Annotated in this window: 12 protein-coding genes; 1 reads left to right on the top strand and 11 read right to left on the bottom strand. The window is 68.0% G+C overall.

Annotation, left to right across the window (positions count from 1 at the left end; translation table 11 throughout):
• Positions 1-93 precede the first annotated feature (93 nt).
• The 11 genes from AC6CIE_RS16640 to AC6CIE_RS16590 form a co-directional block, all read right to left on the bottom strand.
• Entirely contained in the window at positions 94-6,189 is a 6,096-nt protein-coding gene (locus AC6CIE_RS16640) for an autotransporter outer membrane beta-barrel domain-containing protein (RefSeq protein WP_498092941.1), read from the bottom strand.
• A gap of 271 nt (positions 6,190-6,460) precedes the next feature.
• Complete coding sequence (locus AC6CIE_RS16635; protein WP_498092939.1) at positions 6,461-6,820, bottom strand: Rap1a/Tai family immunity protein; 360 nt, start codon at positions 6,818-6,820, stop codon at positions 6,461-6,463.
• A gap of 85 nt (positions 6,821-6,905) precedes the next feature.
• Positions 6,906-7,424 carry a lipocalin family protein gene (locus AC6CIE_RS16630; RefSeq protein WP_175122630.1) on the bottom strand — a complete coding sequence of 173 codons (519 nt, stop codon included), beginning with the start codon at positions 7,422-7,424 and terminating at the stop codon, positions 6,906-6,908.
• An 11-nt stretch (positions 7,425-7,435) separates the two neighbouring features.
• Positions 7,436-8,518 (bottom strand): SAM-dependent methyltransferase, encoded by a 1,083-nt coding sequence (locus AC6CIE_RS16625; RefSeq protein ID WP_498092937.1) that lies wholly within the window; start codon positions 8,516-8,518, stop codon positions 7,436-7,438.
• 11 nt (positions 8,519-8,529) lie between these two features.
• The gene (locus AC6CIE_RS16620; RefSeq protein WP_175184578.1) at positions 8,530-9,297 is read right to left on the bottom strand and encodes a DUF1295 domain-containing protein; all 768 of its coding nucleotides are present in this window, start codon (positions 9,295-9,297) and stop codon (positions 8,530-8,532) included.
• Positions 9,294-10,568: a class I SAM-dependent methyltransferase gene (locus AC6CIE_RS16615; RefSeq protein ID WP_498092935.1), complete on the bottom strand. Its 1,275-nt coding sequence runs from the start codon at positions 10,566-10,568 to the stop codon at positions 9,294-9,296. The genes AC6CIE_RS16620 and AC6CIE_RS16615 overlap by 4 nt, the downstream gene beginning before the upstream one ends.
• A complete protein-coding gene (locus AC6CIE_RS16610) occupies positions 10,565-11,341 on the bottom strand; it encodes a DUF1365 domain-containing protein (protein ID WP_498092933.1) in 777 nt (258 codons plus the stop codon). The genes AC6CIE_RS16615 and AC6CIE_RS16610 overlap by 4 nt, the downstream gene beginning before the upstream one ends.
• Positions 11,338-12,603, bottom strand: a complete 1,266-nt coding sequence (locus AC6CIE_RS16605; RefSeq protein ID WP_175184580.1) for an NAD(P)/FAD-dependent oxidoreductase — start codon at positions 12,601-12,603, stop codon at positions 11,338-11,340. The genes AC6CIE_RS16610 and AC6CIE_RS16605 overlap by 4 nt, the downstream gene beginning before the upstream one ends.
• A 2-nt stretch (positions 12,604-12,605) precedes the next feature.
• On the bottom strand, positions 12,606-13,538 hold the full coding sequence (locus AC6CIE_RS16600) for an acyl-CoA desaturase (RefSeq protein WP_286937391.1): 933 nt from the start codon (positions 13,536-13,538) through the stop codon (positions 12,606-12,608).
• Between the two features lie 117 nt (positions 13,539-13,655).
• The gene (locus AC6CIE_RS16595) at positions 13,656-14,327 is read right to left on the bottom strand and encodes an anti-sigma factor (protein ID WP_175122624.1); all 672 of its coding nucleotides are present in this window, start codon (positions 14,325-14,327) and stop codon (positions 13,656-13,658) included.
• Entirely contained in the window at positions 14,324-14,869 is a 546-nt protein-coding gene (locus AC6CIE_RS16590; RefSeq protein WP_175122623.1) for an RNA polymerase sigma factor, read from the bottom strand. Before AC6CIE_RS16590 ends, AC6CIE_RS16595 begins: the two co-directional genes overlap by 4 nt.
• A gap of 214 nt (positions 14,870-15,083) precedes the next feature.
• On the opposite strand from AC6CIE_RS16590, the gene AC6CIE_RS16585 reads away from it, so the two are divergent.
• Positions 15,084-15,629 (top strand): DUF3455 domain-containing protein, encoded by a 546-nt coding sequence (locus AC6CIE_RS16585; protein WP_498093391.1) that lies wholly within the window; start codon positions 15,084-15,086, stop codon positions 15,627-15,629.
• Positions 15,630-15,668 lie beyond the last annotated feature (39 nt).

Here is a 15,668-nt window from a genome sequence, read left to right as displayed (position 1 = left end):
CGTACCCGATCTGACGCGGGCAGTTTGACGCGCAGAGGCAGGCTGGATGCAGACGAGCCCGGCTGCATGCAGACAAGCCCCGCGCCCCGCGCGTCAGAACGGCACCATGACCTTCAACGTCCCGCTATTGCTGCGCACCCGCTCCGAAAACTGGCCGTCGTACTGCAGCCGGAAATCCACGCCCCCTGCCCGCGCCACATGCAGGCCCGCGCCCACCTTACCCACGACGTTGTCGATGGGCAGCGACGTTTCGAACGATCCCGTGCCAGCCGGCGCGCCGCGCAGGCGGGCGGTCGACGTCCAATCGTCCTTGGACAGGAAAGACACGCCTGCATACACGAACGGCCGCAGGATGGCGCCGTTGGGCAGCTCGGCGCGGCCGCCGAATTCGATCATCGGCGACAGCCCCAGGATGAACTGGTCGCTGCTGTCGACCGACAAGGCCAGCGGATTCGAGCCGGACTCCTTGTATCCCGGCATGCGGGTATAGCTGGCATCGAAGTCCAGGTAGGGCTTCACATACATCTTGTCGAACGCGAACGTGCGCGCGGCGCGCAGACGGGCGTTGAAGCCATAGACATCGGGACGGCTGGTCAGCGTGTCCTGGTATCCCGCGATGCCGATGTTGCGATCCATGCGATAGCCGCCGTAGCCGCCGCCCACCGCCGCCGAGAATACCCACTGGCCTTGCTCGCGCTTGACCACCGCGCCAACGTAGCCGCTGTCGCCATTGCCGCGCACGCCGCCGTCGGAAGCGCGCACCTTGCTGTTTTCGTAGGCCATCGAGCCGCCGACGAACCAGCCCGGGCTGACTTCACGCTGGCCGCCGAACTGATAGGTCACCGTGTCGTAGTCAAAGCCCGCCGTGCCCTTGCTGCCGTCCTGGTTGGTGTAGCGGCCCGTGACCTGGCCCCAGAAGCAGTTCTGCTCGCCGGTAAAGGCATCGACGCCGGTGAAGGTGGGGCACGACATCATCGCGCCGGTGAATTGCCCCAGGTTGGCGGCCGACTGCACCGCCGTGGCGGCCGTCACGCCCGGCGACAGGCTGGCCACGCTGCCCCGGTAAGCGCCCGCGCCCTGGCGCGATATCTGGTCCAACTGCCCGAACAGCGGCGCCAGCGCGACATTGCCGCCGGCATCCCAGATGCGCTGAAGTTGAGCCGCGACCTGCCGCTGGTCGGACTTCAGGCCCATCGACGGCGCATTGAAGTCCGCCCCCGCCACGCGGATGCGCGTGGTCTGGCCGACCTGGCGGGTGGCGTAATCGAAGACCGGGCTGTCCACGGCATCCACGCTGCCTTGGGAATCGCCTTGCACCGTCAGCACCGTCAACTCGCGGTCCGGCAGCAGCGCGGCGGCAAGCACGTCGACCTTGCCGTTCAGATCGCCGTTGCCCTGCACCACCATCTGCGACGCGCGCATCTGGTCGAAATCCACGTCGGCGCGCAAGACGCCGCTTCGCGACTGCTTGAAATCGCCGCTGACGGTCAGGGTCTGAAACTGGCCCGGCGAGCCGATCACGACCAGTCCCGAGTTGGTGACGTTGGCCTGGTAAGCCACCGCCGCGTCGACCACACCGCCGGACTGCACGATGTAGTTGCAGGCGTCATAGGAATCCGTGTTGCCGCAATACACGTTGCCGGAGACGGTGCCGTAGACGTTGAAGGTGAGGAAGGATCCGGCCGCCGTGGAGGAATCGCCATTGAACGTCAGCGCCGTGTTGGACAACGCACTGAGCGAACCGCCCGCATTGACGTTCACCACGTTGTTGCGCCCGCCCAGTATCCACACGCCTTTGCCGCTGTTCGTGCCGCCCGCCACGCTGCCGTTGATATTGACCGTGACGCTCTGTTCGCTTTGACCGCCCTGGCTCTGCGCCATGATGCCGGTCGAGTCCGACCCCGTCGCGCTCAGTGTCCCGCTCTGGTTGACGGTCACGCTGCCTGCATTGCCCGTGCTGCCGCCCACCGACCCGGCAAAGCCGCCTTGCGGTCCGCCGGCCAGCCCGCCCCCGCCACCGATCGACTGCGCGATGATGCCGTAGGAATTGGCGCCCGACGTCGAAAGCCGTCCGTTGTAGGACACCGACACGTTGCCGGCGGTACCGGAACTGAATGCGGTGGGCAGGAACCCGGCCGAGTTCGTGGTGATGAGTTTCGTCGTGTCGCCCAGGATGCCGCCGCCATCTGCGATGGACTGCGCCACGACGCCGTGCGCGCCGGCGCCATGCGTGTTCAGGGTGTACTGCAGGTCAAGGGTTACCGCGCCGCTGTTGGCATTGCCGCCGCCCAGCACCGTCGCGCCCACGCCGGTCGCCGTGCCGGACGACACGATCCCGCCGCCGCCGCCGATCGACTGCGCGATGACGCCGATGGCCCGGTCGCCATAGGTGTTCAGGTTCAGGCCGGTGGACGCGTTGATCGAACCGCCCGCACCGCCAAGGCCGTTGCTGCCCGCGTGCAGGCTGAACTGCTGGCTGCCGGGATTGGCGGCCGATGCCGTGCTGCCGGCCATCGCAATGCCGCCGCCGCCCCCGATCGACTGCAACACCAGTCCGTGCGCGCTGTCGCCGGTGGTCTGGATGGAGGCATAGCTGGCGCTGGTCACCGTGATGCCGCCGCCCGATCCTCCACCGCCACCCGTGGCCCCGACGCGCAGCGAACCATGCGCCAACGGCGATCCGGTGGCGCCCATGCCGCCGCCGCCGCCGATGGACTGCATGACGATGCCCATGGCGCCATAGCCGGCCGTGTTGAAACTGTTGGTGCCGTTGCCGTTCAGGAACGCCACGATGCTGTTGCCCGCACCGCCGCTTCCGCCCGAACCGCCCACGGATATCGACACGTTGGACGAAGAGATGCTTGAAGACGCGGTCGATGCGCCGCCCGCCCCGCCTCCGCCACCGATGGATTGCAGCACCGCAGCGTCGGCGTAGTCCCCGAACGTGTTCGTGGAAGCGCCGATGCTCGCGGCGTTGGAAGTGGTTCCAATCGCGCCGCCATTGCCCCCCGCGCCGCCGTTGCCGCCCACTGACACGTTGAACTGATACGTCGTGCCGGAATCGTCCAGCGATTCCGACGAATTGTTCTCGCTGGTTCCGCCGACCGCACCGCCCAGGCCTCCCGAGCCGCCAATGCTCTGCACCAGCAGCCCGTCCGCATCCGCGCCATGGGTGGTGACGTTGCCATCGCTGTTCAGGTTGATCGAGCCACCGTAGCCGCCGCCGGAACCGCCACGACCGACGGACACGGTGCCTCTGACATCGGTCGAGCCGTCTTCGCTTTCGCTATTGACGGCAAGGCCCACCTGACCGCCTTGCGATGCGCCGCCACCGCCACCGATGGACTGCACCAACACCGCGCGCGCGCCGTCGCCGTGCGTGACGATCGTGCTGGCGGGATCGACGGTGAGCGCCGCCGTGCCGCCCTGCCCGCCCGCGCCGCCGCTGCCGCCCACGTTCGCCGTGATGGATACGTTGGCGTCCACATTGGGACTGCGGCCTGTGGCCGAGCCCACGCCGCCCGCGCCCCCGCCGCCGCCGATGCTCTGCACCACCAGCGCATTCGCGGAGTCGCCCCACGTGGTGATGGTGCTGCCCGCCAGGCTGAGCGTGGCGTTGCCGCCGTAACTGCCGGACCCGCCGCTGCCGCCCACCGTCGATTGCACGGTGCCGCCCACGGAGTCGCCCGTGCCGACCAGCGTCGACAGCGCCGAGGCGCTGCCGCCCAGACCGCCGCCGCCGCCGATCGATTGCACCAGCACGCCCTGCGAATTCGCCCCATAGGTCGTCAGGATCGAATTATTGATGGCCGATGACGCCGTGCCGCCCGCGCCCCCGCTTGCCCCGGAGCCGCCCATCGCAAAGGTCACCGCAACGCCGAACGACGCATCCTCGTCCGGCACGGCGATCGCCAAGGCTTTCGCCACGGAGGCGCCGCCCGCTCCGCCCCCGCCGCCGATGGACTGCACGACCACGCCGTGCGCGTCGCCATTGGCGGTGCCCGACGATCCGGTCGTCAGGCTCGCGTTGGATACATTGCCCGCTGCGGTGCCGCCCGCGCCTCCGCTTCCGCCGGTGCCACCCACTGCGACCGACATGGCAAACCCGACGCTGGCGTCGTAGGAAGACGCGGCGCCGCCGGTCCCGCCGCCGCCGCCGATGGATTGCGACACGATGCCGTACGCATGATCGCCGCTTGTGTTCAGGGTGTAGCCGTTCAGACCCACGGTGGACGCGCCGCCGTTACCGCCGCCGCCGCCCTGGCCGCCGATGACGGCGACCCCGCTTGCCGCACCGCCGTCCCCACCGCCGCCACCGATAGACTGACCCAGCATCCCGATCGAGCCCGCCCCGCTGGTGCTCAACGCACCGGACTGGCTGACGTTGACCGTGCCGCCGGACACCGCGGTGCCGCCCGCGCCGCCCAACGCGACGATGCCGCTGCTGACGCCCGCCGTTCCGCCGCCGCCGCCGATGGCCTGCGCCGAAATCCCGTGCGACGACTGCCCGGTCGTCGAGATGGACGACTGGCTGTTGATCGTGACCGAGCCGCTGGCCCCGCCGATGCCGGCATTCGCACCCGCGTTGCCGAACAGTTCGAAGTTGGCCGTGGTGGCGCCACCGATGCCGCCCATCGACTGGCCGAGAATGCCGATGGAGTAATCGTTCAACGTCTGAATGGAACCGCCGGTCGTCGTGACCGTGACTGCGCCGCCCGCGCCGCCGCTGCCCGCATTCTCGGGCGTGAAGTCGATGATGCCGCTGCTGGTTTCGACGCCGCCGCCCGCACCGCCCAGGCTGCTGGCCGAAATGCCGGTGGACTGCAAACCATTGGTCCGGATGCTGGCATTGCCATTCATGGCGACGCTCACCGTGCCGCCATTGCCGCCGACCGCGCCATTGCTGTCCTCGCGGCCCGCGCCGCCGTTGCCGCCTTGCGTGATGACGCTGACGCCGGGGATGTAGTTGCCGGAGGTTGTAATCGACGATCCGCTGTTGAGCGTGACGCTGGTCGTGGTGCCCCCATTGCCGCCGCCGTATCCGCCGACCTCGCCGCTGGTGTTGGTGATCGTCTGCGGACCCATCCCCCCATTGCCGCCGAGCCCGATGACGACAATTCCGCCGGACACCTGCGACAGGCTGGCGGGTTGGACCGTTGACGAGCTCGCCACTGATACCTGTCCGTTGTTCACGACCGTCATCGCGCCGAACTGGCCGCCGGTGCCGCCGTTGTCGCTGCCGTCCTCGGACGTCATGCCGTTGCCGCCCTGGCTCAGCACAGACAGGCCGCGCACGCTGCTCAGGGCCGACCCGCTGACATTGACCGATACGTTGCCGCTATTGGTGATGATCGTAGGGTTCGACGCATTGGCCGTTCCGGCGCTGGCGCCGCTGCCGTTGTCGTGCCCCCCATCGCCGCCGATGGATTCGGCGCCGATGCCCCACGCATAGCGCCCCGCGGATCCGCTGACCGAGACCGTGCCCGTGTTGCTGATATTGACGATATTGCTGTTGCCGCCACCGCCGCCGTTCTGATCCCCCGTCGCCGCGCTGTCCTGATTCCCGCCCACCGCGCCGATGCTGGCGCCGTACAGGCCGACGCCGCCATATGGCAGGTACGACACACTGACGTTGCCGCTATTCGTGATCGTCACGGCGGAACCGTCGCCCCCCCGGCCGCCGTTGCCCCCGCCGATCACCGTCTCATTGGCATTGGCGCCGATGCCGCCGACCGAGGCGCCATAGATGCCGAACTGCGCGCCCGAATCCGCCCATATCCCAGGCCCGCTGCCCTGGGTGCTGGACGTCGGCGAGTTCTGCACCGTGATCGTCCCGCCGTTGTTGTTGACGGTGATGGTGCCGCCGTTACCGCCATTCGTCGCATTGTTGCTGGTATCGCTGGATCCCTCGCCGCCCGTCAGGCGAACAAAGATGCCACCCTGCGGGGCGCTGGGCTGCAACACCGCGCCGTTGTTGATCACTGTGTAGTTGCCGCCATAGCCGCCGACGTTGTCGCCGGTGCCGGCGCTGGCGGTATTGACCACGCTGACCTGCGCGCCGGCCCCGCCCTGGCTGGACGAAATGGTGCAGGTGGTGGAATTGGAGGGGTTGGTGTCGACCGATGGGCAACTCAGCGCCGCGGCCGCCGGTTGCACCATGACAAGTCCCACGGCCGTGACGGAGAGCATCTCGCGCCAATCTGGCGGACGCAGCAGCGAACGGCGCGGTTCGAGGCCCCCCAATGCAGCGGCTCTGGCTCGCAAAGGTCGCTTTGCAGTCGGCTTGCCCATCGTCATCCCCTCGGCGCAAACCCGTAACAACGGGCCGCATAAGTTTTCTGATTTTTTCGGCTTCGGGATTTTTACCAGGGACGCGTGCCTTTGCACAGCAATGTTGCACTTCGGTCAGGATGCTGCCGGGGCGGCGCCAACGCATTGGTGCGCGCCAACAACGGTGGCCTTAACGGCAAGGAAACGAACGCGCCAGCGCCTCCCCAACCAGCGGTCCGGCGTTCGTTTTCAGGCGGCTGTCTGGCAACGCAGTCAGATAGCTGTGCACCCTGTCCTTCAACTCATGCGGCAGCACGCCCCTTCGGGTGCACCAGAGCGATCCTTGCGTCTGATCGGCAATCCCGCTCACATAGGCCTGCGCATACGCCGACGAGAACTGGCGGCCCAGCGAGGCATCGCGAATCTCCGACGGCATTTTTCCTTCCATGGCGGCGACCAGGTCGGCGCCGGAAAAATGCCAGGTCCGGACTTCCTGCGCCTGGCTTGCCACCGAGGCAGACAGCATGCAGATCAGCGCCACGCGTCTCATTGTCTTCGTTCCTCTTCGCCACGACATGGGCATTGGAGCGAAGGATAGCGCAGGCGCGAAGGCGGCCAAGCCCGCCCGTCCGCCATCATCGCTCGCAACGCTGCGGCACCTTGCGCGGCGCTTCCGTATAACCCAACGCCGTCACCCTGCTCAGCAGATCGGCATAGACCGCATCATCCAGGCACGGCACCCGGGCCATGATCCAGACGTAATCGCGCTTGGAGCGGCCAACGATGGTGATCTGGTACGACTCGTCCAGGTAGGCGATGACGTACTCGGCCTTGATGGGCCAGATGAACTGCATGCCCCATACCGCATTGCCGGTGCCGGGCCGCACGGTGGCCACCGGGTGCATGGTGTCGATGGGCGCCTCGAAGCTGCCATCGCGGTAGCGGAAATCCGTCTGCACCCGGCCGTCCGGCAGCAGCCGATAGCTTTCCACGGCGTCGTAGGCATTGCGCTCGGGCCAACTGGGAATGTGGGCGATCACATACCAATCGCCCATGAAACGGTTCAGGTCCACGTGAGCCACCGGCGGCATGGGCGGCGGCGACGCGCAGCCGGCCAGCAGGGCCGTCACGCCAATACACAGGTTTCGCAACATGATGGTTCTCCTCAAGGCCGCGTGTAGCGGTAGTGCGCCACGCCCCACTGCTGGCCGTCGTCATAGCCAAAGAGTTCGGCGCAGGCCATCCAGAACATGCGCCAGCGCTGGTGCCACAAGCGGGCCAAGAACGGGCCGTAAGCGTCTGCCAACGCCGCCCGCGCCGTTTCCCGGCGCGCGTCCTGGTTGACCAGCCAGTGATTGGCGGTGCGGGCGTAATGCGTGCCGTCGAGAAACCAGCGCTCCTCAAGTCGCAGGTCTTGCTGGAAGTGCAGCAACGTCTGCGCCGACGGCATGATGCCGCCAGTAAAAAAGTGCCGTCCCATCCAGTTGCCGGCGCCGTCGGTCTCGAACGGATAGGCGCGCTCGCGGTGCGCGAAGATGTGCACGAACAGCTTGCCGCCGGGCCGCAGCCACTGCGCAATGCGTGCCATCAGGTCCTGGTAGTTGCGCATGTGCTCGAACATTTCCACCGAAACGCAGCGGTCGAACGCGGCGGCGGGCAGCGCCAGCACGTTGACATCGCAGGTCACGACGCGCACATGCGACCAGCCGCGCTCCCGGCAGCGCGCCTCGATGTGCTGGCGCTGGGTGGCCGAGTTCGACACCGCGGTGATGCGTGCGTTGGGAAAGCGCTCGGCCATCCACAGCGTCAGCGACCCCCAGCCGCAACCCAGCTCCAGGATGTCCTGGCCGTCAGCCAGCTCGGCGCGCTCGCCATACAGGCGCAGCATGGCGGTTTCGGCCTGGTCCAGCGTTTCGCTGCCCGTCGGGTAAAGGCAACTTGAATATTTCATGCGCGCGCCCAGGCAAAGCTGAAAGAACGCGGTCGGCAATTCGTAATGCTGGGCGTTTGCGGCATCGGTGTGGATGGCGACGGCGCTGGTGCGCAGGCCGGCGATAAGCTGGCGGTCGCGCTCGGTCCAGGCCTCGATGCCGCCGGCGTATTCCTGCGCCAGACGCTCGGCGCAGAGGCGCCGCATACCCAGGCGCAGCAACCCATCGGGCAACAGGCCGCGCTCGGCCAGGCCGAGCAGACCGGGCGCGGGGCGGTCGGTGGGCAACGGAGTGTCGTGCAGCGTCGCGGTCGTCATGGCATGCCTCGTCAGGATTTCGGGAACCAGGGAAAGAACGCCGGCGTGCGGCGTTGGTAGTCGCGATAGTCGTCGCCGCGCGTGCGCAGCGCCTGTTGCTCGGTGAACGGAATGCCGCTGATCCAGCGCAGGAACACATACATCAGCACCGGCCCCAGCCAGGACAGCCACGCCAGCGGTGATCCCCACGCCAGGGCGACGTAGGCGAACCAATGGCACCACTCGAAGAAATAGTTGGGGTGGCGCGAATAGCGCCACAGGCCGACCCGGCAGGTCAGGCCGCGGTGGGTGGGGTTGTCGCGGAAGTGGTCGAGCTGGCGGTCGGCAATTACCTCGCCCGACAGGGCCGCCAGCCAGATCAGCAGGGCCAGCGCCACGGGCCAGCCCTGCGCCGGGCTGGCGCCTGCCGCCAGGAAGGGCAGGCAGAACAGCATCACCAGCCCGGCCTGGAACATGAACAGGCCGAAGAACTTGCCCTGGTGACCTTGCCAATGCTCGCGCAGCGCACGATAGCGGCCGTCCTCGCCTGCGCGCACGCGCCGCCACAGATGCCAAGCCAACCGCAACGACCACACCCCAGCCATCAATGCCAGCGCGAGCCTGGCGGCAAGACTGCCCGCGCCAGTGGCGGCGATCAGCAATGCCGCCGCGCCCATGCCCAGCGCCCACACCACGTCGACGATGCCGGCGTTGGCGCGGCGGCGCTGCCAGCGCCAAGCCAACGTCATGGCGCCAATCATGCCCAGCGCAATGCAGAACCATTGTTGCCAGGTCGTCATGGCGCCTCCCGCACCCAGCGCTCGCCCTCAGGGCGCGCCTGCGGATGCGTCAGCAGCAGGTGCGCAACGCCGATGGAGCGTTCGCGAAAGCCGCCTTCGCAGTACGCCAGGTAGAACTCCCACAAGCGGCTGAAGCGCGCGTCGAAGCCTTGCGCCCGCACCTCGGGCTGCCGCGCCAGGAAGCGTTCGCGCCAGGCCTGCAGCGTGCGCGCGTACGACTGACCGAAGTCCTCCAGGTGCACCAACGCCAGATCGCAGGCGCGGGTCTTGGCGCGCAGCATGGCATCGATGGACGGAATGAAGCTGCCCGGGAATATGTGGCGCTTGATGAAATCCACCGAGGCCAGCGCCTGCGCATAGCGGTGGTCCTCGATGGTGATGGCTTGAATCAGCGCGCGGCCATGCGGGCCGAGCAGGCTGGCGACCTTGGCGAAATAGGCCTCCAGGTAATTCGCGCCAACGGCTTCGATCATCTCCACCGACACCACCTTGTCGTACTGGCCTTGCAGATCGCGATAGTCCCGCAGCACGACGCTGACCCGATCCTGCAGGCCGGCGGCGCGCACCCGCTCGACCGCCAGGTCATGCTGCTCGCGCGAGAGCGTGGCGGTGGTGACGTGGCAGCCGTAGTGACGCGCCGCGTGGATGGCCAAGCCGCCCCAGCCGCTGCCGATCTCCACCACGCGGTCCGTGGGACGCAGCGCCAGCTTGCGGCAGATCGTCGCCAGCTTGCGATGGGACGCCGCCTCCAGCGTGTCATCGCCGTCAGCCCACAGCGCGGACGAATACATCAGGTCGTCGGACAAGAACAACGCAAAGAACGGATTGCCCAGGTCGTAGTGGGCGGCGATGTTGCGGCGGCTGCCGTCGCGGGTATTGCGGTTGCCGGCATGCCAGCGACGCAGCGCCCATCCCGCCAGCCGCGCCAGCCCCGACTCCATGGCGTCCAGCGTGTCGCGGTTGCGCACCAACAGGCGCACCAATCCGACCAGATCGTCGCAGCGCCACAGGCCGTCGCCGTAGGCCTCGCCCGCGCCGACGCTGCCTTGCGCGGCCACCAGCCGGTAAAAGCCCAGGTCACTGACCGTCAGGCGCACGCACGGCTCGCCGCGGCCCAGCGTGACGCTGCCCAGCCCGTCTTCGATCAGCAGCCGGCCATGGTCCAGTGCCGCTAGGCTGGCAAACAGACGCTGGCGCAACAGCCGCTCCAGCGGACTGGCGCGGCGGCTGGCCGCGACCGAGGCATGTTCCGAGGGCGTCATGGGTTTCATCGCGGTTCTCCGTTGGGCGTGCGGGGATGGTCGTAGACGGGATTGCGCTTGAGCCACAGACGCAGCGCCTGCCAGTGAATGGCGCCGATGACCTGCAGCGTCATCAACGGGTAGCGCCACAGCAGGCGCGCCAGCCCCGCGCCATCCAAGGCGCGGCGCTGCAGATCCAGACGCGCGTCAAACTGCGCCACGCCTGCCCGGCTGACCCGCATGTGCACCCGCAGGTCGTCGGCGGGCAGGTTGAATCGCCAGTCATAAGCGCAATCCATCGGCAGGAATGGCGATACGTGGAAGCGCTTGTCGAAGCGCCAGGCCAGGGCGTCACCCTCGCGCTCGGCGGCGGTGGCCGGCAGCACCACGCAATGGCGCTGCTTCCACGGCGTATTGGTGATCTCGGCCACGATGGCCGCCAGCGTCTGGCCATCCGCGTCAAAGCAGTAATAGAAGCTCACCGGATTGAAGACGTAGCCGGCGTAGCGGGGGTGCGCCAGCAGTCGGATGGGCCCGTCCGGCATGTCTCCCAGATGCGCCCGCAGGCGTTGCCGAACCGCCTGCGCCAGCGGCAGGCCTTCGCCGGCGTCGAGATAATCGGCCCTTCGCCACTGCGCCAGATTGGCGCGCTCTACCGACCACAGCCAGCGATCCTGGAACACGCGGTCGATCTCATCCAGGTCCAGGTAAAGCTGCGCCATGCGGTAGCCGAAGCCATGCGCGTGCGGATGGTGGCGCCGGTGAGTCACCCGGCCTTCGTAGACGGCGCTCTGCTGGATCATGCCGCCTCCCTCTCCCGCACCCGCGGCTGTTCCAGGATGCCGCGCACGACCTCCAGCGCGCTCGCCACGCCGTCTTCATGAAAGCCCCAGCCCCAATAGGCGCCGGCGTACCAACTGCGCCGGCGCCCCGATATCTCCGCGCGGCGCGACTGCGCGGCCACGGCTTCGTGGGTGTACACGGGGTGGTGATAGCGCATGCGCGCCAGCACCGTGTCCGGATCGATGGCATCGCTGCGATTCAACGTCACGACGAAGGGCTGCGGCGACCTGATGCCCTGCAGCAGGTTCATGCAATAGCTGACCGAACACGGCGCGTCCGGATCGGCCGGCACGTAGGCGTTCCAGGCGGCCCAGGCCTTGCGCTGATACGGCAACAGGCGCGCGTCGGTGTGCAACACCACATCGTTGTCCTGGTAGGCGATGGCGCCGAGGACCTCGCGTTCCTGCGGCGTCGGGTCGGCCAGCAGCGCCAGCGCCTGATCGCTGTGGCAGGCGAAGATCACTTCGTCATGGTGGTCCAGGCCATCGGGCGTCATGACCTGCACGCCGCCCGGCAGGCGCCGGACGGCGCGCACGGCGCAGTTCAGCCGCTCGCGCACCGTCCATTGCCGGCGCATGGCGTCGATATAGCGGCGCGATCCGCCCTGCACCACGCGCCACTGCGGCCGGCCGCTCAGGCGCAGCATCTGGTGGTTCGCCATGAACCGCACCAGGTATCGCGCCGGGAACGCCAGGATGCGCGAGGCCGGCGATGACCACAGCGCCGACGCCATCGGAATCAGGTGGTCGGTGCGGAACGCCTCACCGTAACGGTGTTGCGCCAGGTATTCGCCCAGCGTAGGGCCCGGCTCCGGGGCGCGCAGCAGCGCGGGCGCCTCGCGGTAGAAGCGGATCAGGTCGCGCACCATACCCAGGAATCGCGGCGACAGCAGGTTGCGCCGCTGGCAGAACAGCGTGTCCAGCGAGGCGGCGTTATAGGCAAGACCGTCCGCTTCCTTGTGCACCGAAAAGCTCATGGTGGTGGGCTGCGACGCCACGCCCAACTCCTCCAGCAGCGCTGTGAAATGCGGGTAATTGAGCGGGTTGTGAACGATGAATCCGCTATCGACCGCATAGCGCCGGCCGCCCTGTTCGACCCTGTGCGTATGCGTATGCCCGCCCAGATAGTCGTTGGCCTCGTACAGCGTGACATCGTGGTCGCGGCCCAGCTTCCAGGCGCAGACCAGTCCCGCGATGCCCGAACCGATGATGGCGATGCGCATGCTCACTCCTTGGCAGCGGCCAGCGCCCAATCCGGCACGGCCTTCAGGTCCCAGATGAGGCCGGTGGCGGCCAGCAGGCGCAGGCCGTACCAGGTGATGTCGATCTCGCGCGGACGAAAACCCTGACGCGCCGATCCCGGATAGAAGTGATGGTTGTTGTGCCAGCCCTCACCGAACGTCAGCAGCGCGAGCCACACGTTGTTGCGGCTGTCATCGGTGGTGTCATAGCGCCGCTTGCCGTAGCGGTGCGCCAGCGAGTTGATGGTGACGGTGGCGTGGAACAGGGCCACGGTGGAAATGAAGAAGCCCCACACCAGCATCTGCGGCCCGTCCGTGCCCAGGCCGGGCGCCACGCGCGCCAACAGCGCCCCCAATCCGTAGCACCCCACCGCCAGCGCCAGCGGCACCGCGGCGTCAAAGCGGTCGAGCCAGCGCAGTTCGGGGAAGCCGCGCAGATCCGGCACGCGCGCAAGGTCGGTGGCGAAGGCGCGGCGCGTCAGGAACCAGCCCATGTGGCTCCACCAGAAGCCGTGATGGCGCGGAGAATGCAGGTCATGCGCATCGTCGGCATGGCGATGGTGGTGCCGATGATGGGCCGCCCACCACAGCGGACCGCGCTGCGCGCACGATGCCCCCAGCACGGCGAACACCCACTGCATGCCGCGCGACGTGCGGAATGTGCGATGCGAGAAATAGCGGTGATAGAAGCCGGTCAGGGCGAACATCCGCACCGCGTAGAGCGCCCCCGCCACCACCAGCGCAACCGGCGAGACCCCGGTCCATAGCACACCCAGGCAGCCGGCGTGCAGCAAGGCAAAAGGCAGGGCGCGGGTCCAGTCGATGCGATCGGGATCGCCGCCTGGCGCGTCCTGCGCCTGCGTATCGACCCAGCGCCGCATCGAAGCGGTCCAGCCGGTAAGAATGGAGCGCATCATGCTGTCCTGTGGGAAACGTAGGGGGATATACGGTCCCGGCACAGCATCGGATGCGTAGGTGAAAACCCTGGTGCGAAGCGAGCCGCGGCAAGCGCGCGGCCCCGCTCAAGAAGCGGCTCAGATCTTGAGCACGTCGCCCTTCATGATGACCGGGCCGGTGGGCTTGCCCGACGGCGACCCGCCCGGCGGTTCGAGCGTGATGGCCAGGGTCTGCCCGCCTTCCAGGCCTTGGGCGCGCGGCAGCGCCGTCTGGCCATCGGGGGCCACCACCCCGACGGATATCGGCGCCTGTCCCGGCGGAATCACCCAGAGCTCCAGGGCCTTGCCGTCGGCGCGCGAGGCCAGATCCTGCAAGGCATGCACGTGCAGGCCGCCGCGCTCGTCGGCGCGCACCACCAGCATGGCCTGCGCCTCGGGGCTTTGCAGCACCGCCATCAGCTGCGTGCGCGCGGCGCGGTCAACCTGCATCGGGTAGATAGCCACCCCTGCCACCAGCAGGGCCGCCAGCGCGCCGCTGACCACGCGCCAGAATGCCAGGCCCTGCCAGCCACGGCCGCCCCCCGGCTTCAGGCGCGATTCGATGGCGCGCCACACGCGGCGCGGCGGCACCCGGGCCGGCAGCGACCACAACAGGGGGTAGATGTCGTTTTCCCATTCGCGCACCTGGCGGCGCAGGTTGGCGTCGGCGGCCATCAAGCCCTCGAAACGGCGGCGTGCGCCCCCGCGCATGGCGCCGGCCACGTAGTCCGCGGCAAGCCGCTCGCGCAGTTGAGGATTGGTGTAGTTCATGACAGACACCTCTTGAGCCGGTCCATGCCGCGCCGCACCCAGCTCTTGATCGTGCCCAGCGGGGCCTCGAGGCGGCGGGCGATCTCGCTGTGGCTGAGGTCATCGAAAAAGGACAGCGCGATGGCCGCGCGTTGCTGACCTTCGAGCTGTTTCAGGCAGTCCGCCAGACGCTGGCCGTCCTGGTCGCGTTGCAAGCGTTCGAACGGGCCGGGCGCGTCATCGGCCCAGGCCTGCGTCAATGCGCCGTCGGCGTCGGGGCGTTCCAGGTCCGGCCGGCGGAGCATGTCGATGCAACGGTTGCGCACGATGCGCGTCATCCAGGTCATGACTTGGCTCTGCTCCGATGAATAGCGGGCGGCATTGCGCCAGATATTGATGAAGCTGTCCTGGAGGACTTCCTCTGCCCAGTCGCTTCGCCGCAATATACGTACCGCGAGCGCGAACAGATGCGGGGAAGTCTGACGATAGAGTTCCGCCAGCGCGGACTCCTGGCCGCGAGCGCACTCCTGTATCAAAGCCTGCAGACGAAGCGGATCGGGCATGGCGGCTATCCGGGGTCACTGGCATTCAGGCCGCGCGACGACAAAACGGCGCTCGGGGGATGGATGTCTTGCAGCGGATGATACAGGCAAGTCCAGGCCGCGAAATATTTTCCGCGGCCTGCATCCAACTGCGGCTCCCGCGTGTAGTACCTGCAACGGCGCGCATTCCGTGCGCCGTATCCGCAGCGTTTTACTGCGCAGGAGACCGCTCATGATGACTCGCCACACCCCCGCCAACGGCCTTTTCGCGGCCGCAATGCTGGCCGCTTGCGGCATGCTGCACACCTCCCCGGCGCTGGCCGCCTCGCAAGACGCCTTGCCCGCTTCTGTTCAGGTGCCCGCCGGCCACAAAGTGGCATGGGAAACCGTGGGCACGGGCGACATCACCTATGAATGCCGCGCCAAGGCCGACGCCAAGGACCAGATGGAATGGGTGTTCGCCGGTCCGAAGGCGGTGCTCAAAGACCGCCAGGGCAAACAGGTCGGCACCTACTATGGCCCGCCCGCCACCTGGGAAGCCGCGGACGGCTCCAAGCTGACCGGCACGCAGGTCGCCGTGGCGCCGGCCGGCGCGGGCAACCTTCCCTATCAACTGGTCAAGGCCAATCCCGCCATGGGCGCGGGCGCCCTGACCGGCGTCACGTATATCCAGCGCACGGCGCTCAAGGGCGGCCTGGCGCCGCAGACGCCTTGCACGAAGGCCGGCGAACGCAGCCAGGTGTCTTACCAGGCCGACTACATCTTCTGGAAGGCCAACTGACACCGGGCAGGCAGGCCCCCTGGCGGCAACGGGACTCCG

The organism is Achromobacter sp. GQ309 (assembly GCF_059759315.1).
This window is presented reverse-complemented; position numbering and strand designations above follow the sequence as displayed.

Excerpts from the sequence above, each read along its gene's own strand:
- AC6CIE_RS16640 (WP_498092941.1), bottom strand. The coding sequence starts at position 6,189 with ATGCTCTCCGTCACGGCCGTGGGACTTGTCATGGTGCAACCGGCGGCC.
- AC6CIE_RS16635 (WP_498092939.1), bottom strand. The coding sequence starts at position 6,820 with ATGAGACGCGTGGCGCTGATCTGCATGCTGTCTGCCTCGGTGGCAAGC.
- AC6CIE_RS16630 (WP_175122630.1), bottom strand. The coding sequence starts at position 7,424 with ATGTTGCGAAACCTGTGTATTGGCGTGACGGCCCTGCTGGCCGGCTGC.
- AC6CIE_RS16625 (WP_498092937.1), bottom strand. The coding sequence starts at position 8,518 with ATGACGACCGCGACGCTGCACGACACTCCGTTGCCCACCGACCGCCCC.
- AC6CIE_RS16620 (WP_175184578.1), bottom strand. The coding sequence starts at position 9,297 with ATGACGACCTGGCAACAATGGTTCTGCATTGCGCTGGGCATGATTGGC.
- AC6CIE_RS16615 (WP_498092935.1), bottom strand. The coding sequence starts at position 10,568 with ATGAAACCCATGACGCCCTCGGAACATGCCTCGGTCGCGGCCAGCCGC.
- AC6CIE_RS16610 (WP_498092933.1), bottom strand. The coding sequence starts at position 11,341 with ATGATCCAGCAGAGCGCCGTCTACGAAGGCCGGGTGACTCACCGGCGC.
- AC6CIE_RS16605 (WP_175184580.1), bottom strand. The coding sequence starts at position 12,603 with ATGCGCATCGCCATCATCGGTTCGGGCATCGCGGGACTGGTCTGCGCC.
- AC6CIE_RS16600 (WP_286937391.1), bottom strand. The coding sequence starts at position 13,538 with ATGATGCGCTCCATTCTTACCGGCTGGACCGCTTCGATGCGGCGCTGG.
- AC6CIE_RS16595 (WP_175122624.1), bottom strand. The coding sequence starts at position 14,327 with ATGAACTACACCAATCCTCAACTGCGCGAGCGGCTTGCCGCGGACTAC.
- AC6CIE_RS16590 (WP_175122623.1), bottom strand. The coding sequence starts at position 14,869 with ATGCCCGATCCGCTTCGTCTGCAGGCTTTGATACAGGAGTGCGCTCGC.
- AC6CIE_RS16585 (WP_498093391.1), top strand. The coding sequence starts at position 15,084 with ATGACTCGCCACACCCCCGCCAACGGCCTTTTCGCGGCCGCAATGCTG.